The sequence below is a fragment of the Vibrio mytili genome (assembly GCF_000830505.1).
GTDB lineage: Bacteria > Pseudomonadota > Gammaproteobacteria > Enterobacterales > Vibrionaceae > Vibrio > Vibrio mytili.
On the sequence record NZ_JXOK01000058.1, the window covers coordinates 76,030 to 100,480 of the forward strand.

Genomic DNA, 24,451 nt, shown 5'->3' on the forward strand with positions numbered 1-24,451 from the left:
TCGCAATTATGAAATCATACACAACATTGTTGGCTTCTCTGGTGCTCATGACAGGCGCGTATAGCGCGCCTGTTTTTGCCAGCACGCCTGAGCTGTCTGACAGAACATTTAGAACCGTAAATAAAGTTCAAGAGCTGATCGCAACGGAACAGTATTCGGAGGCCTTATCTAAGCTGAATTCAGCCCTAAGTAGCTCCAGCAAACGCCAATACGATCGTGCGGTATTATTGCAGCAAATGGGGTTTTTATACTCATTAAAAGATGATTACCCGAAAGCAGCGAAGTATTTTGCTGAGGCATTGAGCTTAGATGCCTTACCGGTACCTGTTGCACAACAAGTTCGCTATAGCTTAGCGCAGCTGTATCTCGCTGAAGGTCAGTACAAAAAATCAGTCAGGGCTATGAATGAGTGGTTCAAAGTCGCCGAGACAACCGAAGAAAAGCCACAAGCTCACGCTTACATCACGTTAGCCAGTGCTTACATTCAAATGGAAGATTACAAAAACGCGATTCCGCCAACCAAAAAGGCAATTGCGATGAGTAAAGACCCAAGTGAATCTTGGTACCAACTTCTGATGTCGGCACACTATGAGTTAAAACAATTCAAAAGTGTCGCGGGGGTGCTGAAGATTCTCACCACCAAATACCCGAAAAACAAACGGTACTGGACGCAGTTATCGGGCATATATATGGAGTTAAACCAAGAACGCAATGCCCTTTCAACGTTAGAGATGGCCTATAAAATGGGACTTCTCGAAACCGAAAAAGAGTATTTACGTTTAGCCAATTTCCAAGCTTACCAAGGCGTCCCATTCCGCGCAGCAAAAACACTGCAGACAGCTTTTGATGATGGTCATGTAGAGCGCAATGCGGATAACCTGGAAAAATTGGGCGAATTTTGGCAACAAGCGCAAGAACTTGGGCAGGCAATCGATGTTTACCAACAGGTTTATCGCCTTTCACCAAAAGCAAAAACGCAAATAAAAATTGCGCGTTTAATGATGTTGGATAAACAGTATCAACAAGCAGCGAAATTTGCGCAAAATGCAGCTTCAGATGCCAAACGCGAACAAAAAGGTGAATTAGCCTACATCCGTGGTATGGCATACTTCGAGTTGAATCAACCGGATAATGCCCTTAAAGCAATGAAGAGTGCAGCGCAGTCTCCGGACATGAAGGCCATGGCCAACCCTTGGATCAACTTCTTAGAGACTCAAGGTTAAACTCAAACAATAAGCGTTAAGTGTGAGTCAGTCGCACGCCTGGGGAAGTGAAAGCTTCCCCTTTTTTCCATTGGTTTTCTCGTGGTTGTTTTTCTCGTGATTGTGCCAAAAGATCAACTGGCAACAACGGAAAGATCATGATACTCTTCGCCTCCATTTTTCTGGCGGATTCACCACCAATCTCCATCCTATTGGTGCGACATTCAACAAAGCCAGTGCTATCGTTATCGTTTTGTCGAACCTTTCCTTCGGCATTCATCAATCCAATCAAAAGTGGAAAAGTACAATGGGCAAAGGTACTCTCTATATCGTATCTGCACCAAGCGGCGCAGGTAAATCTAGCTTGATCTCAGCGATGTTGGAGCGCAACCCAACATACGCCATGAAAGTGTCTGTGTCTCACACTACGCGCAGTATGCGCCCTGGTGAAGAAAACGGTATCCACTACCACTTTGTCGCAAAAGACGAATTTGAAGCTTTGATCGAGAAAGGCGACTTCTTAGAATACGCAGAAGTGTTCGGGAATTACTACGGCACATCACGCGCTTGGATTGAAGAAACACTCAACAAAGGTATCGACGTATTCCTTGATATCGACTGGCAAGGCGCACGTCAAATTCGTGAAAAGATGCCAGAAGCAAAAAGCATCTTCATTTTGCCGCCATCAAATGGCGAGCTAGAACGTCGCTTGAACACACGTGGTCAAGACAGTGAAGAAGTCATTGCAAAGCGCATGGCAGAAGCCAAGTCAGAGATCTCACACTACAACGAATACGACTACGTCATCATTAATGACGACTTCGACTCTGCATTGATGGACTTTAAAGCCATCCTGCGTGCAGAAAGATTGAAGGAAGAAAAACAAGCTGCTAAATATAAAGGTATGCTTGACGCGTTGTTAGCAGAGTAACCGCTGTTGTTATCATAGTAGTCGCTATTGATAAGCGCCTCTCTGTAAGAGATAAAGAATTTTTTGGTACTTTGCACAGCGCAAAGAACTTATAATAATACCCCCGAGAAAGCCCACTGTGCGTGAGCAACCTAATTGCTAGTAAATAACATTGTTAGGTTGTATACTTTCTCGTCATTCTAATATTTTAGTTAACTATTTGGAGTCCTCATGGCACGCGTAACTGTTCAAGACGCTGTTGAAAAAGTTGGCAACCGTTTCGACCTAGTACTGATTGCGGCTCGCCGCGCTCGTCAAATGCAAACTGGCGGTAAAGATGCACTAGTGCCAGAAGAGAACGATAAGCCGACGGTTATCGCTCTACGCGAAATCGAAGAAGGTTTAATTACGAAAGAAGTTCTCGACGCTCGTGAACGTCAAGAACAACAAGAGCAAGAAGCGGCAGAGCTAGCGGCAGTCAGCAGCATCGCTCATAACCGTTAATTCTGTCTCTAGAATTCAACAACCTCCCGGGCCTATAATTTGTATCTATTCGATAGTCTCAAAGACGTTGCCCAAGAATACCTAACAGAGCCTCAAATTGAGGCTCTGCGTCAATCTTATGTGGTAGCGCGAGATGCCCATGAAGGGCAAACCCGTTCTAGTGGTGAACCATACATCATCCATCCTGTTGCTGTGTCTCGTATTTTGGCCGAAATGCGCCTTGATATCGAAACCCTCCAAGCGGCTCTATTGCACGATGTCATCGAAGATTGTGATGTCACCAAAGAAGATCTCGAAGCGCAATTCGGCAATACCGTTGCAGAGCTGGTTGATGGTGTCTCTAAGTTAGACAAACTCAAATTCCGTGACAGAAAAGAAGCCCAAGCAGAGAACTTTCGTAAAATGGTTCTGGCAATGGTGCAAGATATTCGCGTCATTCTTATCAAGCTGGCTGACCGCACGCATAACATGCGGACACTTGGCGCACTTCGACCAGATAAAAAACGTCGTATTGCTCGTGAGACATTAGAAATTTACTCACCGCTCGCACACCGCCTTGGTATTCACAATATTAAAACCGAGCTTGAAGAGCTGGGTTTTGAAGCCCTTTATCCAAATCGGTATCGCGTTCTTAAAGAAGTGGTAAAAACTGCACGCGGCAATCGTAAAGAGATGATTCAGCGTATACACAGCGAGATTGAGGGTCGACTGCAAGATGTTGGCTTAAAAGCGCGTGTATTAGGTCGTGAGAAAAACCTGTTCTCCATCTACAACAAGATGAAAACCAAAGAACAGCGCTTCCACACCATTATGGATATCTATGCGTTTCGTGTTGTTGTTGATAGTGCCGACACCTGTTATCGCGCTCTAGGCCAAGTACACAGCTTGTACAAACCTCGTCCAGGTCGCATGAAGGACTATATCGCCGTACCCAAAGCCAACGGTTACCAATCTCTGCACACTTCGATGGTCGGTCCTCACGGCGTGCCTGTCGAAGTTCAGATCCGTACTGAAGATATGGACCAAATGGCAGACAAAGGGGTCGCAGCGCACTGGTCTTATAAAGACAAGGGCGACAAGTCCGGCACCACCGCACAGGTGAAAGCGCAACGTTGGATGCAAAGCTTGCTGGAGCTACAGCAAAGTGCGGGGAACTCATTTGAGTTCATTGAGAACGTTAAATCGGATCTCTTCCCAGATGAAATCTACGTCTTCACGCCTAAAGGTCGTATCGTCGAATTACCACTTGGCGCGACAGCGGTTGACTTCGCGTATGCCGTGCATACTGACGTGGGTAACTCCTGCGTTGGCGCGCGAGTAGACCGTAACCCTTACCCGCTAAGTAAGGCACTGAAAAACGGTCAAACCGTTGAGATCATTAGTGCGCCAGGCGCGCGGCCAAATGCCGCTTGGCTGAACTACGTGGTGACCTCTCGCGCACGTACTAAGATTCGCCAAGTACTAAAAACCATGCGCCGTGAAGAGTCAGTCACACTGGGTCGCCGATTGTTAAATCATGCACTGGGTCGCCACTCGATTGATTCGATTTACCCAGAAAACGTCCAAGAAGTCCTAAACGACCTACGTTTAAAAAGTATTGATGACCTATTAGCAGCAATTGGTTTGGGCGAATTGATGAGCATCGTTATTGCCCGTCGTTTATTGGGCGATACGGAAGAGTTGACCACCACCAGTTCGATTCCTACCGACGCCAAGAACAAGCTGCCAATTCGTGGCGCAGAAGGGTTATTGCTGACATTTGCCAATTGTTGTCATCCAATTCCAGATGACTCCATTATTGCTCACGTGTCACCGGGTCGTGGTCTCGTGGTTCACCGTGAAACCTGTCCGAACGTTCGCGGCTACCAAAAAGAGCCAGATCGCTACATGGCCGTAGCTTGGTCTGAGGATTACGACAAAGAGTTTATTGCTGAACTCAAAGTCGACATGCTTAACAGCCAGGGCGCTTTAGCTGAGTTAACCAATGTGATATCTAAAACAGGTTCTAACATCCACGGCCTCTCCACAGAGGAACGTGATGGTCGCCTGTACACCGTCACCGTGTTATTAACCACGAAAGATCGTGTTCATTTGGCTAGCATTATGCGAAAAATCAAAGCGATGCCACAAACAACGACCGTCAGACGTAGAAGAAGATAACCTCCATCGCCACCGACTTAGTCAGTTCGGTGGCGATTTTTTACCTGCCTATAAACACATTATGAATTTAGAACGCTATAAACGTATTCACCAAGTCCTGAAAGCGCGCCAAACCGACTTAACTCTGTGCCTCGAAGAAGTCCACAAGCCGAACAATGTCTCCGCCGTGATCCGCACCGCCGATGCCACTGGCCTGCATAAAGTTCACGCCATTTGGCCGGATAAAATGCGTACGTTGAGCCATACTTCAGCGGGGGCACGTAACTGGGTCGAAGTGGACACACACGATTCCATCAACTCTGCTATTGCGGCATTAAAAGCACAGGATATGCAGGTATTGGTTACCAACCTTTCAGACACTGCAGTTGATTTTCGTGATATCGACTACACCAAACCAACAGCGATCATTCTCGGCAGTGAGAAAGTCGGTGCTTCTGAGCAAGCGAAACAGCTTGCGGATCAAGACATCATCGTCCCTATGGTAGGCATGGTTCAATCCCTCAATGTTTCAGTGGCCAGTGCAGTCATTTTGTATGAAGCACAACGTCAGCGTGAAGCCGCAGGCATGTACGACCGTGAAGAAAGCGCCCTACCACAAGAAACCATCCACCGTATTCTGTTTGAGCGCGGTCATCCGGTTTTGGCAAAAGTGGCCAAACGCAAAGGCTTAGCTTACCCGCCTCTTGATGACGAAGGTCAAATCGTCGCCGATGAAGCATGGTGGAAAGAGATGCAAAAAAAATAGGTTCTCGGTAAGAGAAAGGGCCTAGGTAAAAGAAAGATCCTAGGGTCCTAGGTTTTAGGTCCTAGGGAAAAGACTTGGGAATACGGGACGCTTCGCTTACAGATTACGGATTACGGATTACGGATTACGGATTACGGATTACGGATTACGGATTATTTTTCGACCAAACCAATTCAATATCAAACGCTTCTGTACTCTGTAATCAGTATTCCAAACAGCAAAAACAAATACCGACAAAGTAACACTGAAGCCTCGTGTACCACACCTAGGACCTAGGATCCTATAACCTAGGACCTTTCTTTTCCTAGGACCTTTTCCCCACCTAGGACCTTCCAAAAAATTATTCCTGTACAAAAACACAGCTCCGTGGTTAACATATTGCTATGTTAACCATTTTCTGAGCCTGCTATGTCTGCCCAACTGTTATCTGCTGTTCCATTAACCTCACTTTCTGGGGTTGGCGCCAAAGTCGCAGAAAAATTGGCTAAGGTCGGTCTGCATTCAGTTCAGGATTTGCTGTTTCATTTACCGCTTCGTTACGAAGATCGCACCCGCATTTACCCCATCGCAAAACTTCATGCCGGTCTCTGGGCGGCAGTGCAAGGAAAAGTGATGGCGGTCGATACCCTATTCGGTAAGCGCAAAATGTTGACGGTTAAGATCAGCGATGGCAACGGCACCATTACCTTGCGTTTCTTTAACTTCACCGCCGCAATGAAAAACAACTTTGCACAAGGTAAGTTAGTGCATGCTTACGGGGAAATAAAGCGTGGCGGGATGGGGCTAGAGATCGTCCACCCAGATTACAAATTCTATATCAGTGAGCAAAAGCCCGATGTAGAACAGAGCTTAACCCCAGTTTATCCCACCACCGATGGGTTAAGACAAATTACCCTGCGCAACCTGACAGAACAAGCGTTAGCTCTACTCGATAAAGCCGCAGTTCAAGAACTACTCCCTGCCGGCCTGTACAACCACCAAATCACCATGTCTCAGGCGCTGCACACCATTCATCGACCACCGCCAACCATTAACTTGGATGAGTTTGACGAAGGAAAACACCCGGCGCAAATTCGCCTGATTATGGAAGAGTTGCTGGCGCAAAACCTCTCTATGCTCGCGGTGCGCAGCAAAGGGCAAAAAGACATCGCGTTACCACTTGCGCCTTGTGACACACTGAAAAACCAGCTTCTGCATCAACTGCCGTTCTCGCCCACCAATGCTCAGACTCGCGTAGTCAAAGAGATTGAAACAGACCTTGAGAAGCCGCATCCAATGATGCGTTTAGTACAAGGTGATGTGGGTTCGGGTAAAACGTTAGTGGCCGCACTGGCGGCAGTAAGAGCCATTGAACACGGATATCAAGTGGCATTGATGGCGCCCACCGAATTGCTCGCCGAGCAGCATGCGGTCAACTTCGCCAATTGGTTTGAAGCCATGGGCATTCAGGTCGGCTGGTTGGCAGGCAAATTAAAAGGCAAAGCCAAGGAAGCCGAGCTCACGCGCATCGCCAATGGTGAGGCGCAAATGGTCGTGGGCACTCACGCGCTGTTTCAAGAGCACGTCGAATTCCACCACCTGGCGTTAGTGATTATTGATGAACAACACCGTTTTGGTGTTCATCAACGCTTGGAGTTACGTGAAAAAGGCGCGAAACAAGGCGCTTATCCGCATCAACTGATCATGACCGCGACTCCGATACCTCGTACCCTCGCCATGACCGCTTATGCCGACTTAGAAACATCGGTGATAGACGAATTACCGCCGGGTAGAACCCCGATCCAAACCGTGGCGATTCCGGACACCAAGCGCGATGATATTGTTGAACGAGTTCGTCATGCTTGTCTCAATGAAGGCAAACAAGCGTATTGGGTGTGTACTCTGATTGATGAATCAGAAGTATTAGAAGCACAAGCCGCCGCTGACACCGCAGAAGAACTGCAGCGTAAACTTCCGGATGTGAAAATTGGCTTAGTCCACGGCCGAATGAAACCCACTGAAAAACAAGCGGTGATGCAGGATTTTAAAGACAATAAACTGCATCTACTGGTTGCCACAACCGTGATCGAAGTGGGAGTGGACGTGCCCAACTCCAGCTTGATGATCATCGAAAACCCAGAGCGACTCGGTCTGGCTCAATTGCACCAGTTGCGAGGTCGGGTAGGACGGGGCTCCGTCGCGAGTCACTGTGTATTGCTCTATCATTCACCGTTGTCAAAAACAGCGCAAAAGCGCTTGGGCGTATTGCGTGAAAGTAATGACGGCTTTGTGATTGCACAAAAGGACTTGGAAATCCGTGGTCCAGGTGAGTTGTTAGGCACTAAGCAAACTGGATTGGCAGACTTTAAGATTGCGGATTTAATTCGAGATCAACGCCTAATCCCAGAAGTTCAGCGTATTGCTCGTCATATTCACGACAATTACCCAACGAATGCATCCGCTATTATTGACCGTTGGCTAGGCGAACGAGATATTTATTCCAAGGCATAACTGCGATTTACGCTGCCTTATGTGCATATCTTTAGCATTACCTTTTTCATTCGGCACCTAATTCCCCACCAAGCAATCGTTTGCTTTTTGTCTCAATCTCTCTATAATCGCGCACAAATTTTAGGGCATTTACACCATTTTTGGGTGGAGCAAATTGCCTGGCTACCAGAGCTGATGCTGACTAACAGCAATCACAGATCAAAACATCAGCTCACCCCAAAGTTCCCATTCAGCGAATTCTGGGCCAGAAACATTGCGACAAGCGAGAAAAACCATGACTACTCCAAACCGTTCCTCGGAACTGATCTATCAACTCAATGATCGTCCACCATTGCCTCAAACGATTTTTGCCGCCATTCAACACCTATTGGCGATGTTCGTTGCGGTTATCACGCCTTCGTTGATCATTTGTCAATCGTTAGGTGTTCCGGCCGATCAAACCAACACCATCATCAGTATGTCGTTATTTGCGTCTGGTGTATCCTCCTTTATTCAAATTCGTACCTTTGGTCCTGTGGGATCGGGGCTGCTTTCGGTGCAAGGCACCAGTTTTAACTTTTTGGGTCCAATTATTGGTGCGGGCTTGTCGTTAAAAGCAGGCGGCGCGGATATCAGTACGATGATGGCGGCGATTTTCGGCACCATTTTGGTGGCTTCTTTTGCTGAAATTCTCCTGTCACGAGTGCTAGAACATGCGCGCCGAATCATTACGCCATTGGTGTCGGGTATTGTGGTAACGTTGATTGGCCTGACGCTGATTCAAGTCGGTTTGGTCTCCATGGGCGGCGGTTATGCAGCACTAGGTGACGGTACGTTTGGCAGCTTAGATAAGCTCGCTCTGGCAGGCACCGTTCTTGGTTTGATAGTGATTTTAAACCGCTCTAAGAATCCTTACATACGCGTTGCATCCATCGTCATTGCGATGTTAGTCGGTTATGTCATGGCCTATTTGATGGGCATGGTGGATACTTCACAATTAGGACAAACCGATCTAGTTGCTTTGCCAGTACCGATGCAATACGGCCTGTCATTTGACTGGTCACTGTTTATTCCATTGGTACTGATTTTCTTTATCACCGCATTGGAAGCGATTGGCGATATTACCGCGACTTCAGAAGTGTCGGGCGAGCCAGTAAAAGGGCCGATATACATGAAGCGAATCAAAGGTGGCGTATTGGCAGATGGTCTGAACTCCGCGATTGCGGCGCTGTTAAACAGCTTCCCAAATTCGACCTTCAGCCAGAACAACGGCATCATCATGCTAACCGGCGTCGCAAGCCGCTACGTAGGGTGTTTTATTTCGGCGATGCTGGTTGTACTCGGCTTGTTCCCAGGTGTGGCAAGCTTCGTCCAGCTTATCCCTGAGCCAGTGCTCGGCGGTGCAACCATCGTGATGTTCGGTACAATTGCCGCTGCAGGTGTGCGTATCATTTCTCGTGTCGATCTCGACCGCCGCGCTATTTTAATCATGGCGCTCTCATTCTCAATGGGACTAGGTATTGCGCAAAAGCCCGAGATTCTGCAGTTTATGCCAGAATTCATTAAGAGCATTTTTTCGACTGGTGTGGCTGCTGGTGGTATCACAGCGATCGTGTTGAACCTGCTTCTGCCTGAAAAATTGGAAGAGGAAGAGATCAACGCTCAAGAAGCGAAAGAGTCTTAATACATCAACTCAACTGGGAAAGAGACGCCTTTAAGGAGCAACGTAAAGGCGTCTTACTAAGGATGGATTAACGGGAGAAGTTTTTCACCATGTCTGAAATGACTTCTTTCATCAACTGGTCTTGCTTGAAACGCTTTTTATCTTCAAGATTTACATTTCTAGAAAAACCTTGGCTTGAACCTTGAACAAGGCCATCGTCGTTGGATTGTTCTTTTTTCGCCATGTAAGGAAGACAACGATAGTAATCAGATTCGTCAGAACAACGCACCAACGAGTAGTGCTCAATCACGCCATCTTTAGCAATGGCTTCTTGATGGTTCCAATCGTAGAACCAAATGTTTCGCGCATTTGCCACCAAGGTCACATTCGCATTGATGGTTGCACTTAATGCGTCCGATGATGGGAGAATCGCTTTCTCTTCTAGGTCCGCAATGTAGTTTAACTGATTTGCAGTGCCTTCTTTTACTGAAGCTGGCGCACCCAGTACCCCTTTGGCATCAGATTTGTAGTAACGTCGATCCCAACGAGCGTCTTGTCCTTTGGCAGACGTAGTACGCTCCAATGAGTTAATTTGGAACAAGGCATCGGCATCAAGTGATTTTGCTGCTTCTAAGTGCGTTTTAGACGCCGCCATTTGGTTTTCAAGGATTTTCCAACTGATGACAGAGTATCCTGCTTTCGCCAGTTCGCGCTCAATTTGCGCCATCTCAACACCACATTCGGTTTTCATTACCGTGCTGCCAGACGTAGCTCGACCAGTGCTTTGCGTCTCCGTTTCACTGATACAACGGTCTGGTGCTTTGACCGCGATGACTTGGATGCTATCAAAGGCGGTATCAAAACCACGCGCACGTGTCACACTTGCGGGCGCTTCACCGGCATCGTTCACTCGAAACTGAGATTTAACCTGGTAAAAATCCGTGGTACTACAACCCGCCAAAAACAATAATGCGGCAGGAGCGAGTAAAGTTGTTTTTTTCATTCATCAATCCTTAATGGGCTAAATTGGTTATTTTCCACTGTAAACTAGGCGGCATTTCAACACTGACCTGCTTACCGACGACTTTACCTTTCCTATCGTAGGCGTAAAAATCCGCGCAATTGACCGACATTGGTTTTTCTACGACTTGCCCAATTCGAATGTTTTCAAATACAACATTTTCATCCGCTGAGTCGCACCTTTTATAGGTCACTTTGCTGATTTTATCGCTAGTCAAGTTATGGATCTTTAGCGTCGCTTCTTTCATCACGATGGGTTTTGGCTCAGCACATCCTGTGAGTAAGCTCAATCCCAACAATGACAATACAATTTTGGGTATATTCATATTAGTTATCATTTCGAGAGCCATATCTTGCGGATTATACATAGTTAGTTTTAACAAAAATATAAATTACACCGTATTGTCAAAATAAATCGTGATAAAGTGCGTTTTTTGACCCATTTTGTCAGAGAAAAGTAAAACAAATTGTTTCGGTGTCCTGTAAGTTCGCAACATGAGACGTAATTTTCACACTGGTTACAGCAAGGTGCTCTGCCTTCAAAAGTCCGTTGCAAAGACAATAAAAAAGCCCCCAGTCGTCGTGTTACAACTGGGGGCCTTGAACCTCGGCTGATGATCCATCAGTCGGTTAAAAAAACATCATTTCGTCGGAAAGCTGATCTGTGCCATCAATCCGCCCTCGCTACGATTACGCATCACCACCGCACCGGAATGTTGGCTGACAATACGTTTGACAATTGCCAGTCCGAGTCCCGTCCTTCGCTGCCGCGCGCGGTATCGCCCCGGGTAAAAGGTTCAAATAATTTAGCGATTTGGCTTTGCTCAATACCAGGACCATTGTCTTCAACGCATATCCACACCAGTTGTTTATCGGCTGTCACGCCAGTGCTCACTTTTACCCAGCTATCGCCGTAACGTAACGCATTCACCACAAGATTACTGACCGCACGTTTTATCGCAATTGGGCTGCCTTTGGCTTGCGGTAGATTTGTCGTCAAGTCGGTTTCGATTTCCGCTTCATAGCCACTTTGGGAGTTAGCAACGTCACCCGCAATCGCACTGATATCAACCAGTTCAAACGATTCCTTATTGACGGGTTTCAGGTAGTCCATAAACTGGCTGATGATTTCATTACACTCTTCGGTATCGCTGATGATACCTTCCGCTAAATAGCTGTCTTCCGGTGACATCATTTCCGTGGCTAAACGAATGCGCGTTAATGGTGTGCGTAAGTCATGGCTGATTCCCGCCATCAATAACGCACGGTCTTCTTCTAATTGCTGGATCCCCTTCGACATTTGATTGAACGCTCGTGTCACTGAGCGAATCTCGGTGGCGCCTTTTTCAGGCAATGGTGGAGGAATGTCTCCCTGCCCAACCTCTTTCGCCGCTTTCTCTAATGCGACAAGCGGCCGATTTTGCAAACGAATGAACAACCATCCGCCGATAATGATCAGCAATGCCATGATCAGGCTGTTGCGGAACAGCGGGGCAAAGTCTTCTTCTTGCAGTTCTGACAAGGGAATACGAATCAGAGAATTGGGTAATTTCTCAATCTGCATCCATAATACGTAGCTCTCATCTCCCAAAAACAGGCGTACCTCTGTCGGTGAGCCTAGCTCTTGGGTCATTTCTTCCGACATCAAATCGATCGACATCGCGTGGGCATACTCGGAGGCTTTTTCGCTATCGATACCGTGGACGGTCACTCCTAATCTTTCGAGTAATTGGCGTCTTAATGGTGCGTCCGATCTCAGTGCCCCCTCGGTATCGAGAACTAAGTTTAGCTCGTGAGCGAGAATCTTATTGAACTGCTGCAAGCTCGGCATCAAGGCATAGTTAAATACGGCGTAATAAGAGAAAACTTGGCTAGCGAGAAGCAAAGAGATAAACAAAAGAATAGACTGAGTAAGTGAACTTCGGATTCGCATGGAAAGTTCCTGAAGGGGTTGAGACCGTTTCTGAGAGCGTTAACAGGTCATTGAGAGTGTTAACACAGGCCCAGCGAGCACTGACCGTCCTCATTCCAGATGAGAATGAAGACGGAATTACTGGCGTTAAAGAGCGATGAGTTACGCTTCTTTACCATCCGGAACGAAGACGTAGCCTAAGCCCCATACTGTCTGAATGTAACGCGGTTTGCTTGGGTCGTCTTCAAGCATGCGGCGAAGGCGCGAGATCTGTACATCGATAGAGCGTTCCATCGCAGAATATTCACGACCACGAGCCATGTTCATCAACTTGTCACGTGACATCGGTTCACGCGCATTCGTCACTAACGCTTTAAGTACCGCAAACTCACCAGAGGTTAACGGCATGGCCTCATCACCATGGAACATTTCTCGTGTCCCTAGGTTTAGACGAAACTCGCCAAACTCTACGATTTTTTCTTCGCTGCTTGGCGCACCTGGTAACTCGACGCTTTGGCGGCGCAATACGGCTTTGATACGTGCAAGTAACTCGCGAGGGTTAAATGGTTTTGGCAGATAGTCATCCGCCCCTACCTCTAAACCCACAATACGATCGACTTCGTCACCTTTGGCTGTCAACATGAGAATTGGCAGCATGTTGTTGGCGTTTCTTAAACGGCGACAAATGGATAAACCATCTTCACCCGGCAACATCAAATCCAACACCATCAGATGGAAGTTTTCTCGCGTGAGTAAGCGATCCATCTGTTCACTATTGGCAACACTGCGCACCTGAAAACCTTGCTCAGATAGGTAACGCTCTAACAGCGCACGCAAACGAGCATCGTCATCAACCACTAAAATTTTATGATTTTCTTGCATTGAAACATCCTTTCAACCGCGTTTATTGCCAAAAATGTATCACTGTTTTTTCGACCGTGCTTGTGCAAATTGTTACTCTTTTTATCTTAGCCACGCTTTTAAAAGGTTTTAGCCATTTTTCTGGTACTCAATCGCATTGATGAACCACTCTTTCTCACCTTCTGGTGTTCTGACGGTAAATTCATCATCGACTTGCTTTTTCAGCATGGCCCTCGCCATTGGCGAGTCGATCGAGATATAGTCTTTTGCATCACCATAGATCTCTTCCGGTCCAACAATACGGAACTTTTTGACATCCCCGGCCTCATTCTCGATTTCAACCCAAGCACCAAAAAAGACTTTACCTTCTTGTTGTGGGGAGTAATCGACCACGGTGACTTCCGGTAAAAACTTGCGAAGAAAGCGCACACGGCGATCAATCTGACGCAGTAATCGTTTGTTGAAGGTGTAGTCCGCGTTCTCAGAGCGGTCACCCAGACTGGCAGCCCAAGTGACGATTTTGGTGATCTCTGGGCGCTGCTCGTGCCACAGATAATCATGCTCTTGTTTGAGTTTGTTATAACCTTCACGCGTAATGAGCTTGGTTTTCAACTTAATTCCTTATTTTTCATACTCTGGTTTTTCCGTCACGATGTAGTTCTGGTCACTGGATACCAGTGCACCGTGTTTTAAGAAATTTTTACCTAAGATCATGCTGTAATGAAAACGCGCACGGTCTTGTAGGTTCACCCGGATTTTCTTCTCTAGCTGACCTAACTTAACGTGCATTTCAACCACAGGACGAACGTTAACCTTTTCCCCTTTCTTCGCCTTAATGCGCATCACGTCGACGACTTCACGGGTAAACGTTTTTTCCATGCCCAAGTCGTTCTGATAAGTGAACGTCACCATGTCTTTACCGTCTTTTTGAAATGACTTGATGTCTTTCGCATTAATCGAGCTGATATCTGCGCCGGTGTCGAGCTTAACCGGAAAGAACATCCCCTCAACTTCTGCGACTTCAATGTGACCCGCTCGGAATAAGGGACGCGCATCAAGCAAGTGATCGGCGCGAGTGTTGAGCAGCACTCCCCCTTGCGTGATGTCATGACCGAATACAAAAAATGGCTGCTTCTCATCTTTATCCAGTACATCGATGGCAAATTCCATTGAGGTTTCTTTGCGACCAAATAAAAAGTTCCCTTCTACAACTGGACGTACCATGTCACCAACTTTGAGTTTCTTCACCACTGGTTTGGTTACTTTCTCTTCTTTGCCCTTTTTATTGGTCAAATAAAAGGTCACCACTTCGTCTTTGCCTTTACCACTGAGCTCGAAGCTGTGAACCCTTAGTAATGGCGTTTTAACGGTAAAGGTTGGATAGGCAGGAACGGTGTAACCGTCAATACTGACTTCTTCTTCAGGAGAAATCACCAACGGTTTCGATTTCAATGCATGGCTAAAGGTTTTTTCTACTCCACCCAGCATATTTTCTCTGTCAGTATCGATAACAAAGTGCTGGCTGGCCACGTCTCGGCCAAGACGAATTTGCGAGCTGAACTTGCTACGGTCGCGCAAGTAAACCAGCCAATATTGGGTTTGGTTGTCACTCACTTTGACCGGTAAGTACACCAGCGGTCGTTCACTTTTGGTCGTTTTTAACATCCGGACCAAAGGTAAGGTCATCGGATGGCGCTTACCATTTTCACCTTCTAACGTGAACGAGACTTGTTTGTTCTTTTCATCAACGCGAATATCTAACGCATGCACGTTGGTGTAACGACTGGTGGTAGATATACTGACTTTATAAGGTATGCCTTCCACTTCAACGATTTCTTTTTTACCCATCATGGTGGCATTCGGTTGCTCTTGCAGATAATCGTAGCCAGCGAACACCCAAGCATTATCTTTTAAAAACGTTTTACCAATTAGTATCGGTGCAGAAAATTGGGTACGCTTGGTCAGGTTAACCTCGGTATTTACGGTTTTGCCCGCAATCGTCAGCGGCAAATCAATCGTTGGACGCAGAATCGGCGTTTTGCTGGTTCGGTTACGAATGACACTGAGTCTTTCTAGTTCGTCGTCAACTTTAACCGCCTCTCCTGTCAATGGATGGGGAATGGTGAACGTAACGTGCACTTGGTAAGCATCAAAATCTTCCGGATCAATACTCGACGAATGAAACTTTTCTGCGTCCCACGAACCGTCGGTTCCGATCAAGTCGCCAAAGATAGCCCACATCAACTCATTGTCTTTTAATGTTTTGAATTCAGGATTATTACTGTAAAGATGAATGTTTTCTGCATGCATTGAGGTGGTATCCGCACCCGTATCGATTTTACCGATGAATGGCACATCCTTTAATTTTGGGATATCACTGTAGTAAACACTTTCAACCCGACCTAAGATCACTTTTCCATCGAGCTCATAAATTGGATCTTGCGTGGTCGCCGAAAGCGCTTGAGCCAGCTCAACGGGGAAGCAAGTAAGGCACTCGTAAGTACCAGAGCCAAAGACATTTTTTTCATCATCATTATTATCCGTATGATCTGAGTGATACTCATTAGTTGATAAATGAAGTTATAAGTTCTCAATTTACCTAAAGTTTTGACACAAACATGACTGATGTCCACCAGCGCTGAGTAAATTCGTTTAAAACATTGCAAATTCGATGAATGACCCCAATGTTTACTCGTATTAACAGCCAATGAATCAAAAGAGAACCCACGGATGAGCCAAGCTATCTGTCGTATGATTGCTCAAGAACTCAATGTTCGCCCAGAGCAAGTTAATGCTGCCGTCACCCTAATTGATGATGGTAACACAGTCCCTTTTATCGCACGTTACCGTAAAGAAGTGACCGGCGGACTGGATGATACTCAATTACGAACTCTGGACAGCCGTCTGTCTTACCTTAGAGAGCTGGACGATCGTCGTCAAACCATACTCAAGTCCATCCAAGAGCAAGGTAAGTTAACCCCCGAGCTAGAGCAAGAAATCACTCAGGCAGACAGTAAAACTCGCCTTGAAGACCTTTACCTCCCTTACAAGCCCAAGCGTCGAACCAAGGGTCAAATCGCCATTGAAGCTGGCTTAGAGCCTTTGGCCGATACCCTTTGGCACCAACCACAAACCGAACCAGAAAGTGAAGCCAGTAAGTACATTGATGCTGAAAAAGGCATCGCTGATACCAAAGCCGCTTTGGATGGCGCTCGTGCCATCATCATGGAACGCATTGCAGAAGATGCAAATTTACTGGAAAAGATTCGTAACCACTTAAACCGACATGCAGAGCTTGTTTCACGTGTGGTTGAAGGCAAAGAGCAGCAAGGCGAGAAGTTTAAAGATTACTTTAGCCACAATGAACCATTGAACAAAGTACCGTCACACCGTGCTCTGGCTATGCTGCGTGGTCGTAATGAAGGCTTCCTGACGCTCGCCATGAATGCCGATCCGGAGCAAGAAGAAGGCGTGCGCCAGTCGTACTGTGAAACCATCATTGCCGATCACTATGGCGTAACCTTAAGCAGTGCACCTGCGGATGCATGGCGCAAACAAGTGATCAGCTGGGCATGGCGCATCAAAGTGTCGATGCACATGGAAACCGAACTGATGGGTGCGATGAAAGAACGCGCGGAAATCGAAGCGATTGAAGTCTTTGCAACTAACTTAAAAGACCTCTTGATGGCCGCACCTGCTGGCCCACGCGCCACGCTTGGTCTGGATCCGGGTCTGCGTACCGGCTCTAAAATCGCGGTGGTCGATTCTACTGGCAAAGTGTTGACGACCGAGACTATCTATCCTCATCCACCGCAAAATCAATACGATAAATCCGCGCAAATCGTTGACCAGTTAGTCCGTAAGTACAACATCGATCTGATTGCCATCGGTAATGGCACGGCATCACGCGAAACCGACAGCTTCGTGGCCGATGTCATTAAACGTGGCAATCTGAAAGTACAAAAGATCATGGTCAGCGAAGCCGGAGCCTCGGTTTACTCAGCGTCGGAACTGGCAGCGAATGAATTCCCGAATATGGATGTGTCACTGCGTGGCGCAGTCTCTATTGCTCGACGTCTGCAAGATCCACTGGCAGAGTTGGTGAAAATCGATCCAAAATCTATTGGTGTAGGTCAATATCAGCACGATGTGAGCCAATCGATGCTGGCTAAACGTTTGGATGCCGTGGTAGAGGACTGTGTAAACGCGGTCGGTGTTGACGTTAACACAGCATCTGCGGCGCTGTTAACTCGCGTGGCGGGCCTGTCCACCACCATCGCACAAAATATCGTTGGCTTCCGTGATGAAAATGGCCGCTTTGATGCACGTACTACGCTCAAAAAAGTGCCGCGTTTAGGGCCAAAAGCGTTTGAGCAATGTGCTGGATTCTTGCGCATTATGGATGGTAAAAACCCGCTTGATGCCTCTTCAGTTCACCCGGAGGCGTACCCTGTCGTAAAAGCCATCGCAGAGAAAAACAGCAAGAACATCAAAGCACTGATCGGTGACTCGACATTCTTAAAAGGCTTGCACGCCGTGGACTACACCGATGACAACTTTGGTGTCCCGACCGTAACAGACATCATCAAAGAGCTCGACAAACCTGGGCGAGACCCGCGTCCTGAGTTTAAAACCGCGACTTTCGCCGAAGGGGTCAACGCGGTATCCGACTTAGAGCCGGGTATGATCTTAGAAGGCGTGGTATCGAACGTCGCCAACTTTGGTGCCTTCGTCGACATCGGTGTGCATCAAGATGGCTTAGTACATATCTCTGCCCTCACTGATCGTTTTGTATCTGACCCGCGCGAAGTCGTCAAAGCCGGAGATATCGTTAAAGTGAAAGTGATGGAAGTGGATGTGCAACGCAAGCGGATCGCTCTTTCTATGCGTCTCAACGACGAGCCGGGACAAGATAACCGTGGCCAACGTGCATCCGCACCACGCCGCAACGATTCGCAACGTCGTCAGCCACGCCGTGATGAGCCGTCATCGAATAATGCAATGGGTGGTGCGTTTGCAGCCGCCTTTGCAAAAGCCAAAAAATAGCCGTCTCAACTAAATTGACTTAGACAAGAAAACGCTCCAACCAGGGCTTCTGGTTGGAGCGTTTTGGTTTTGGTTTGAGTTGTCATACCTATCACAATACCGCTATGACTTCTGACGGAGTATGAGGCACCACTGAGTGACCATAATGAAACCTGATCACTTTTCGGCGCTTTTCCATTAACCCTTGATTGATCGCAGCATCCAAAATGCGCTTGGGTAAGCGAAAACGTATCGCATAGCCTCTACCTTGTGTGTCACTGTACGAAGAGAGCGCCAGTAAATTGAAGAGCCTATCTAACGTATCGTTTGCCTCTTCGTGATATTCCGTTTCGACGTCAACGTCTACTTCGTAATCCGGATGTTCTGCCGGATCCCAAGCGGATTGACGCCGCCGTTTGTCATCACCTTTTACTTTGCGCTCCGCATTGGTTTTCGCCAATGCCATCGTCGGTGTCACCGGTTCTCGGACTCGGTTGTCACGCGCCACTTGCTCTGTTTGCACATTAACGGATGGGGCGATCAGTGGCACACTTACATTGGTCGGTGACACAATCATTGCGAACCCTCCTCAGGTCGCCCAACTCGTCAAGGCGGTAGGTGAGTAAACCTACCACACTTTGTATCGGCCAATGTTTAAGCAACTTTACGCTTATTTCGGCATTTTATGTTGCTCGGTTTGCGGCTGTTCGTAAGCAAAGTCACGTACTTGCATACAGAATGCTTCATGCTCAGTTATGAAAGGGGCGTGGGAAGATTGGTTAAAAATAAACTGCTTGGTATGTGGTAGCTGCTGGTTTAAGTCATTGGCGACTTTGATTGGTACCAGCCCATCTAAGCGCCCATACAGTCGCAACATCGGCATGGAAAGCGCCGCTAGGGAATCACGCAAGTCCACCTCAGCGAGCATATTGAGTCCCACTAATAAGGAATCTGGGTTAGGCTGCGGGCGAGACAATACCGCCTGCTTCAACTGCTTCACGTCTTTTCGTGCCGACGGACTGCCCATCGCTTGCAACGCCATAAAGCGCTCAATCGTAAGCGCAAAGTCTTCCAGAAGCTGGTCAGTAAACGCACTGAGAACATTGGGTTGAATACCACGCCATGGTTTTTCTGCAGCAAACTTAGGTGAACTGGCCACCGTAATCAGTTTCGTCACGCGCTGCGGTGCATTGAGTGCAATGTGCGTAGCCACCAGCCCACCCAGTGACCATCCTAACCACACCGCTTGCGAAGGGGCATCTGATAGCACCATATCGGCAATGTCAGCTAAGCTTTGACCATGATGTTCGCCGCTGTGCCCATAACCGGGAAGGTCAACCACATGGACACGAAAGTCAGCCCGAAGAGACTCAACCGTTTGTTGCCAAACCGCACCATTCATCCCCCAACCATGCAAAAGCACCAAGTCTGGTCCACAACCAAACGACTGCCAGTGTAAATTCGTGCTCATGCTCTCAATGTCTCCTACTTATCCTATGCCTATAAACGTGCGCCAAGCGTTAGCCTATAGGTCATCCAACCTTGAATAAATCGTATGATATCTCATCAGTGGCAAAACATCATGCATCGTGTACTGGGCAGCCAGTGTGGCTTATGTCGGTTGCCGTTAACACACGAATCCACATCGAACCCTTTACGCTGGTGTCCATCATGCTTGGCGCACTTGGCTCCTGAATATCGCTGTATACAATGTGGTTTGGCTCTCCCCGATGATGAACAGACATCGCCAAACCCAACCATCTGTGGTGACTGCTTATCGGATCCTCCACCTTGGCAGTATTTGTTTACCCTCGGCAATTATGGTTACCCGCTAAGTCAAGAAGTACAACGTTTTAAAGATCATGGCGAGTCTTGGCACGTGAGCGCCATGACACAATTGCTTGCCGCGCGCATTCCGGGCCCCGCCCCTCTCATTACTAGTGTTCCCCTACACTGGCGACGCTACTTACAACGAGGATTCAATCAAAGCGACGTCCTTGCCCGGCACTTGGCTAAGCATCTGAACGGTGAGTTTGATTTGAGCATTTTTCGACGTGTTAAACACTCTGCTTCACAACGAGGCAGGAAGAAATCGAGCCGAGAGCAGAGCTTGAAAGGTGTATTTGTGCTGAATAAAAGGCCAACGTCTTCGCATGTCGCGATCGTTGACGACGTCGTAACGACTGGGAGTACGATTCGACAATTATGTCATTTACTGCTTGAAGTTGGGGTCGAAAGAATTGATATTTACTGCATCTGCAGAACCGCCGCTCCTGATTCACTCTAGAACGCAGTGCCATGTCTTATCATCAAAAAGACTAGATCCATACGTCAACAAGAGTAGAATAGCAGCAGTAACCTACAAAATTACTCGGGTATTCGTCGTGTCAAATATTACTATTACAGAAACTGCTCAAACGCATTTCGCAAACCTTCTAGGTCAACAACCTGAAGGCACTAACATTCGTATTTTCGTTGTGAACCCTGGTACACAAAACGCTGAGTGTGGTGTGTCTTACTGCCCACCAGAAGCGGTGGAGTCTACCGACACAGAAATCCCATACAGCGGTTTTACAGCTTACGTGGACGAACTCAGCTTGCCATTCCTAGAGGATGCAGAAATTGACTTCGTGACCGATAAAATGGGCTCGCAACTTACATTGAAGGCACCAAACGCAAAAATGCGTAAAGTGTCGGATGATGCTCCCTTGGTAGAACGTGTTGAGTACGTTATCCAAACTCAGGTCAACCCACAACTTGCGGGGCACGGTGGTCACGTCAACCTGGTTGAGATTACGGACGATGGCGTTGCGATTGTTGCCTTTGGTGGTGGTTGTAACGGTTGTTCTATGGTCGACGTCACACTCAAAGAAGGCATCGAAAAAGAACTGCTTAATCAATTCATTGGTGAGCTAACTGCAGTTCGTGATGCAACAGAGCATGATCGCGGTGATCACTCTTACTACTAAAGTAAGGGTAATGAGTTAAATTGGGAGGCGTATGTCTCCCATTTTTATATCTGTTTTATGTCTGGCGCGATAAATTCCAGCTAGAAACTCACTCAGACTTTTCATATATTAAGAATCTTACTCACTTAACCCATGAGTCAACGACACCAAGGAGTCAGCGCTATGCCTAAAAGGACCCCACCAGAGATTCTCTCCTGTCAGACGGTCGCTCGATCCAAACTGTTTGCAGTGGAGTCCCTTGATCTGCGCTTTTCTAATGGTGAGCATCGTACTTATGAGCGTATGAAGCCAAGTGGTCGAGATGCTGTGATGGTCGTCCCCATTACAGATCAAGGTGACTTACTCCTCGTGCGTGAATACGCGGCTGGGACGGAACGCTATGAACTTGGATTCCCTAAAGGGTTGATTGACCCCGGCGAGACACCACACCAAGCCGCCGATCGTGAATTAAAAGAAGAAATCGGTTTTGGCTGTCATCAGTTAACCCCGCTGAAACAAGTCATTCTGGCTCCTTCTTATTTTTCGAGCAAAATGACCTTATTTCTTGGCCAATCTTTGTATCCGGAAAAGCAAGAAGGGGACGAACCCGAACCATTAGAAATAGTACGCTGGCCGCTTGCACAAGCAGAAGAACTGTTAACGCATTTAGACTTCTGTGAAGCCCGCAGTATCACTGCACTCATGCTAGCGTTGAAACACTTACCTCAGACCACTCACAATCAATAACAACCAAAAACGATGACATCGATGTGAGTAAGGACAATCACTTATGCCAATGACAAAAGATCTATCCCACCTACTGCCTCAAGTGATAGAAATCGCTCGCAGTGCAGGTCAACTTATTCTCGATATTTACCAGAAAAAGGAATATCAGGCCTTTATCAAAAGTGATGAGACTCCTGTCACCAGCGCTGATATTGCCGCCCACAAACTGATTACTGAGCGATTACGCGAGTTGACCCCCGACATCCCAGTGCTATCAGAGGAAGACGCAGACATCAGTTTAGAAAAACGAGCTCAATGGCAGCGCTACTGGCTGGTTGATCCACTCGATGGCACACAAGAATTTATTGCTCGTAGTGGCGACTTTGCCACGATTATTGCACTGGTTGACAACAACAAACCCACCATGGGCGTCGTATATGGCCCAGTTTCTGGTGTGACGTATTACGCCTACAGCGGTAAAGGTGCCTGGAAAATCCCAGATATGTCTGAAAGTGTGAAAATTCATACCCACAGCCATGAACACCCTGGGCAAAACATTGCGATTGCCATCAGTCGTCGCCAAGATATCAACCGAATCACTAACCACATGAGTAGCGCCTGGAACTACGACCTTATCCCACTCGGCTCAGCCGCACTAAAGGCGTGTTTGGTTGCCGAGGGAGCGGTAGACTGTTACTTACGCTTGGGGCCGACTGGCGAATGGGATACGGCAGCGACACAATGTATTGTGGAGGAAGCGGGGGGACGAATTCTCAGTACGCTATTAGAACCTTTGTCGTATAACGAACGTGAGACGTTAGAAAATCCAAACTTTATCGTGTTGGGCGATGAAAGCCTGCCTTGGGATACCATCCTACAATACAAAGAGAAAGGTTAAGTAACTCAGACATGTTGTTTGATCACGCACAGCATGATGAGCAAGGCAGATGCATGAGTAAGAAAGAGAGAGAAAAAGAGCTGCCGATGTGCAGCTCTTTTTATGGTGATGAGGAGGATCCGTTACTGGTAAGTGATCGCGCTAAAAACGCCCCTTGTAATCAAACTCATACTGCCCTTTTACATTTGGGTTACCCAACCAGTTCAGTTGGTCACGCATATTGGCTGGGAATTCCGCCTCTGGCTTAAACCATGCTTTTGCAGAATAACGTTGATTTGGCATTAACTCCGCGGAAAACGCTGCAGAAACCTGTTTACTTTTTTGCTCCCCAGACGTGGTCAGTACACTGTCTTTACAATTCAAGTCCGCAATGACTGGGCCTAGATCGAGCTCCCCCATCGGGCTCTGTAATCGACTGGCATTCCAAACCAAGGTGCCTTCGCCGGTACCACACCAAGGAGCGACATAAGTAGCATGACGAATATTTAATTCTAGCTGACCTTCCGCATCTATTGGGACCGGAAGCTGTACCTGTTCAAAGACTTTAGCAGCGGGTATTGATGCCACTAAGTTTTTAGCATACGGGCCATCACTCAGACTATAACCAACCAGTCCACGACCTCGCACATCCATGGCACTGCCGCGACCAAAGCGCACCGCAAACTCAGCTTTACCTGTAAACAATGAGGACCATTGAAAGTCCCAGTTTAATTCACCTAAGTTTTGACGCTGCCAGCGTACATTGGTGGCATCACCTTGCCAAATAGAGCCGTGGGCGCCTTGGATATCGAGTCCTCTTACCGTTGGCAGTTGCTGAAGTGCCCAAGATACAGGCAATCCCATGACAAGACTCAACGAAAAGAAAACAACAAAAATACCTGTATAAAGTACCGCTCGCTTCACCTTAACCTCGCTTAAACTGAAGGCGTTGACGTCAACCATCCCCGCTTGCTCTGTTCGATCGATATCTAAAAATTCCACTTCAATCCCTTGTTGCTCTTTCAGGTAGCGGAGCCAATCCACCAACTGATTGAACGCCACTGGTTTTATCCATACTTGTACGCTTTCGTTGCGCGGTTGAACGCGAATTAACTCAACCTTAAACCGGCGAGCAGACGAAGAAATAAGCTGGTTTAGTGGCTGATTCGAATAAGTCACTCCACCACTTTTTCTCAGCGCGGTAATGTCATTGGCTTTGTCTTGAACCCATACCAGTAGTTGTTTTTCGCTCTTAATTCGTGACTGTGCCAATTCAGCGCGCTGAGTCACAGGCTGAATAAGCCCCCAATACAGTATGCCGATCACGACAATGACACCGCACCCCAACATCAAACGCTGCTCACGCTGTGAGATACTGCTCCACCAAGTTTGTACTTGAGCAATTAAATCTTTCATACCGACCTCAACC

Annotated in this window: 19 protein-coding genes and 3 pseudogenes; 12 read left to right on the top strand and 10 right to left on the bottom strand. The window is 47.3% G+C overall.

All coding sequences use genetic code 11. The features are described from left to right. Positions 1-8: 8 nt before the first annotated feature. From SU60_RS15140 to SU60_RS15175, 7 genes are all read left to right on the top strand, one after another. Positions 9-1,223, top strand: coding sequence for a tetratricopeptide repeat protein (locus SU60_RS15140; protein WP_052481546.1), 1,215 nt, complete (start codon positions 9-11; stop codon positions 1,221-1,223). Positions 1,224-1,509: 286 nt separating this feature from the next. Further along, positions 1,510-2,133 (top strand): guanylate kinase, encoded by a 624-nt coding sequence (gene gmk / locus SU60_RS15150; protein WP_041156246.1) that lies wholly within the window; start codon positions 1,510-1,512, stop codon positions 2,131-2,133. Between the two features lie 210 nt (positions 2,134-2,343). After that, on the top strand, positions 2,344-2,616 hold the full coding sequence (rpoZ, locus tag SU60_RS15155) for a DNA-directed RNA polymerase subunit omega (RefSeq protein ID WP_005379346.1): 273 nt from the start codon (positions 2,344-2,346) through the stop codon (positions 2,614-2,616). A gap of 39 nt (positions 2,617-2,655) precedes the next feature. Further along, positions 2,656-4,776, top strand: coding sequence for a bifunctional GTP diphosphokinase/guanosine-3',5'-bis pyrophosphate 3'-pyrophosphohydrolase (gene spoT, locus SU60_RS15160; RefSeq protein ID WP_041156247.1), 2,121 nt, complete (start codon positions 2,656-2,658; stop codon positions 4,774-4,776). Positions 4,777-4,837: 61 nt separating this feature from the next. Next, positions 4,838-5,521 carry a tRNA (guanosine(18)-2'-O)-methyltransferase TrmH gene (gene trmH / locus SU60_RS15165; RefSeq protein WP_041156248.1) on the top strand — a complete coding sequence of 228 codons (684 nt, stop codon included), beginning with the start codon at positions 4,838-4,840 and terminating at the stop codon, positions 5,519-5,521. Positions 5,522-5,929: 408 nt separating this feature from the next. Then, the gene (gene recG, locus SU60_RS15170) at positions 5,930-8,011 is read left to right on the top strand and encodes an ATP-dependent DNA helicase RecG (RefSeq protein WP_041156249.1); all 2,082 of its coding nucleotides are present in this window, start codon (positions 5,930-5,932) and stop codon (positions 8,009-8,011) included. Positions 8,012-8,285: 274 nt separating this feature from the next. Beyond that, a complete protein-coding gene (locus tag SU60_RS15175; protein ID WP_041156250.1) occupies positions 8,286-9,674 on the top strand; it encodes a uracil-xanthine permease family protein in 1,389 nt (462 codons plus the stop codon). Between the two features lie 67 nt (positions 9,675-9,741). Here the strand turns inward: SU60_RS15175 and SU60_RS15180 are convergent, their stop codons facing one another. The 6 genes and pseudogenes from SU60_RS15180 to SU60_RS15205 all read right to left on the bottom strand — a co-directional run bounded on the left by SU60_RS15180 (position 9,742) and on the right by SU60_RS15205 (position 15,977). Continuing rightward, the gene (locus SU60_RS15180; RefSeq protein ID WP_041156251.1) at positions 9,742-10,656 is read right to left on the bottom strand and encodes a hypothetical protein; all 915 of its coding nucleotides are present in this window, start codon (positions 10,654-10,656) and stop codon (positions 9,742-9,744) included. Positions 10,657-10,666: 10 nt separating this feature from the next. Then, entirely contained in the window at positions 10,667-10,999 is a 333-nt protein-coding gene (locus SU60_RS15185; protein ID WP_128814690.1) for a hypothetical protein, read from the bottom strand. Positions 11,000-11,314: 315 nt separating this feature from the next. After that, positions 11,315-12,606 (bottom strand): annotated as a pseudogene (gene envZ, locus SU60_RS15190) (two-component system sensor histidine kinase EnvZ). 141 nt (positions 12,607-12,747) lie between these two features. Beyond that, positions 12,748-13,467 (bottom strand): osmolarity response regulator transcription factor OmpR, encoded by a 720-nt coding sequence (ompR, locus tag SU60_RS15195; RefSeq protein WP_041156253.1) that lies wholly within the window; start codon positions 13,465-13,467, stop codon positions 12,748-12,750. 108 nt (positions 13,468-13,575) lie between these two features. Further along, complete coding sequence (gene greB, locus SU60_RS15200) at positions 13,576-14,058, bottom strand: transcription elongation factor GreB (protein ID WP_041156254.1); 483 nt, start codon at positions 14,056-14,058, stop codon at positions 13,576-13,578. Positions 14,059-14,067: 9 nt separating this feature from the next. Then, a pseudogene (locus SU60_RS15205) lies at positions 14,068-15,977 on the bottom strand (putative ATP-dependent zinc protease). Positions 15,978-16,176: 199 nt separating this feature from the next. Between SU60_RS15205 and SU60_RS15210 the strand changes: the two are divergent. Beyond that, on the top strand, positions 16,177-18,492 hold the full coding sequence (locus SU60_RS15210) for a Tex family protein (RefSeq protein WP_041156255.1): 2,316 nt from the start codon (positions 16,177-16,179) through the stop codon (positions 18,490-18,492). 91 nt (positions 18,493-18,583) lie between these two features. Here SU60_RS15210 and SU60_RS15215 read toward each other — a convergent pair whose 3' ends face one another. Together SU60_RS15215 and bioH are read right to left on the bottom strand one after the other, a co-directional pair. Further along, positions 18,584-19,048 (bottom strand): hypothetical protein, encoded by a 465-nt coding sequence (locus tag SU60_RS15215; protein ID WP_041156256.1) that lies wholly within the window; start codon positions 19,046-19,048, stop codon positions 18,584-18,586. Positions 19,049-19,141: 93 nt separating this feature from the next. After that, positions 19,142-19,942 carry a pimeloyl-ACP methyl ester esterase BioH gene (gene bioH / locus SU60_RS15220; protein ID WP_052481547.1) on the bottom strand — a complete coding sequence of 267 codons (801 nt, stop codon included), beginning with the start codon at positions 19,940-19,942 and terminating at the stop codon, positions 19,142-19,144. An 84-nt stretch (positions 19,943-20,026) separates the two neighbouring features. On the opposite strand from bioH, the gene SU60_RS15225 reads away from it, so the two are divergent. The 4 genes from SU60_RS15225 (at position 20,027) to cysQ (ending at position 23,043) form a co-directional block, all read left to right on the top strand. Then, positions 20,027-20,758: a ComF family protein gene (locus SU60_RS15225; protein WP_041156257.1), complete on the top strand. Its 732-nt coding sequence runs from the start codon at positions 20,027-20,029 to the stop codon at positions 20,756-20,758. 97 nt (positions 20,759-20,855) lie between these two features. Next, positions 20,856-21,440 carry a Fe-S biogenesis protein NfuA gene (gene nfuA, locus SU60_RS15230; RefSeq protein ID WP_041156258.1) on the top strand — a complete coding sequence of 195 codons (585 nt, stop codon included), beginning with the start codon at positions 20,856-20,858 and terminating at the stop codon, positions 21,438-21,440. Between the two features lie 162 nt (positions 21,441-21,602). Beyond that, the gene (gene nudE / locus SU60_RS15235; RefSeq protein ID WP_041156259.1) at positions 21,603-22,166 is read left to right on the top strand and encodes an ADP compounds hydrolase NudE; all 564 of its coding nucleotides are present in this window, start codon (positions 21,603-21,605) and stop codon (positions 22,164-22,166) included. A gap of 43 nt (positions 22,167-22,209) precedes the next feature. Continuing rightward, entirely contained in the window at positions 22,210-23,043 is an 834-nt protein-coding gene (cysQ, locus tag SU60_RS15240; RefSeq protein ID WP_041156260.1) for a 3'(2'),5'-bisphosphate nucleotidase CysQ, read from the top strand. Positions 23,044-23,184: 141 nt separating this feature from the next. Here cysQ and SU60_RS15245 read toward each other — a convergent pair whose 3' ends face one another. Beyond that, positions 23,185-23,946, bottom strand: coding sequence for a type II secretion system protein N (locus tag SU60_RS15245; RefSeq protein ID WP_041156282.1), 762 nt, complete (start codon positions 23,944-23,946; stop codon positions 23,185-23,187). A gap of 1 nt (position 23,947) precedes the next feature. Beyond that, positions 23,948-24,438: pseudogene (locus SU60_RS21455) on the bottom strand (type II secretion system protein M). Between the last annotated feature and the right edge of the window lie 13 nt (positions 24,439-24,451).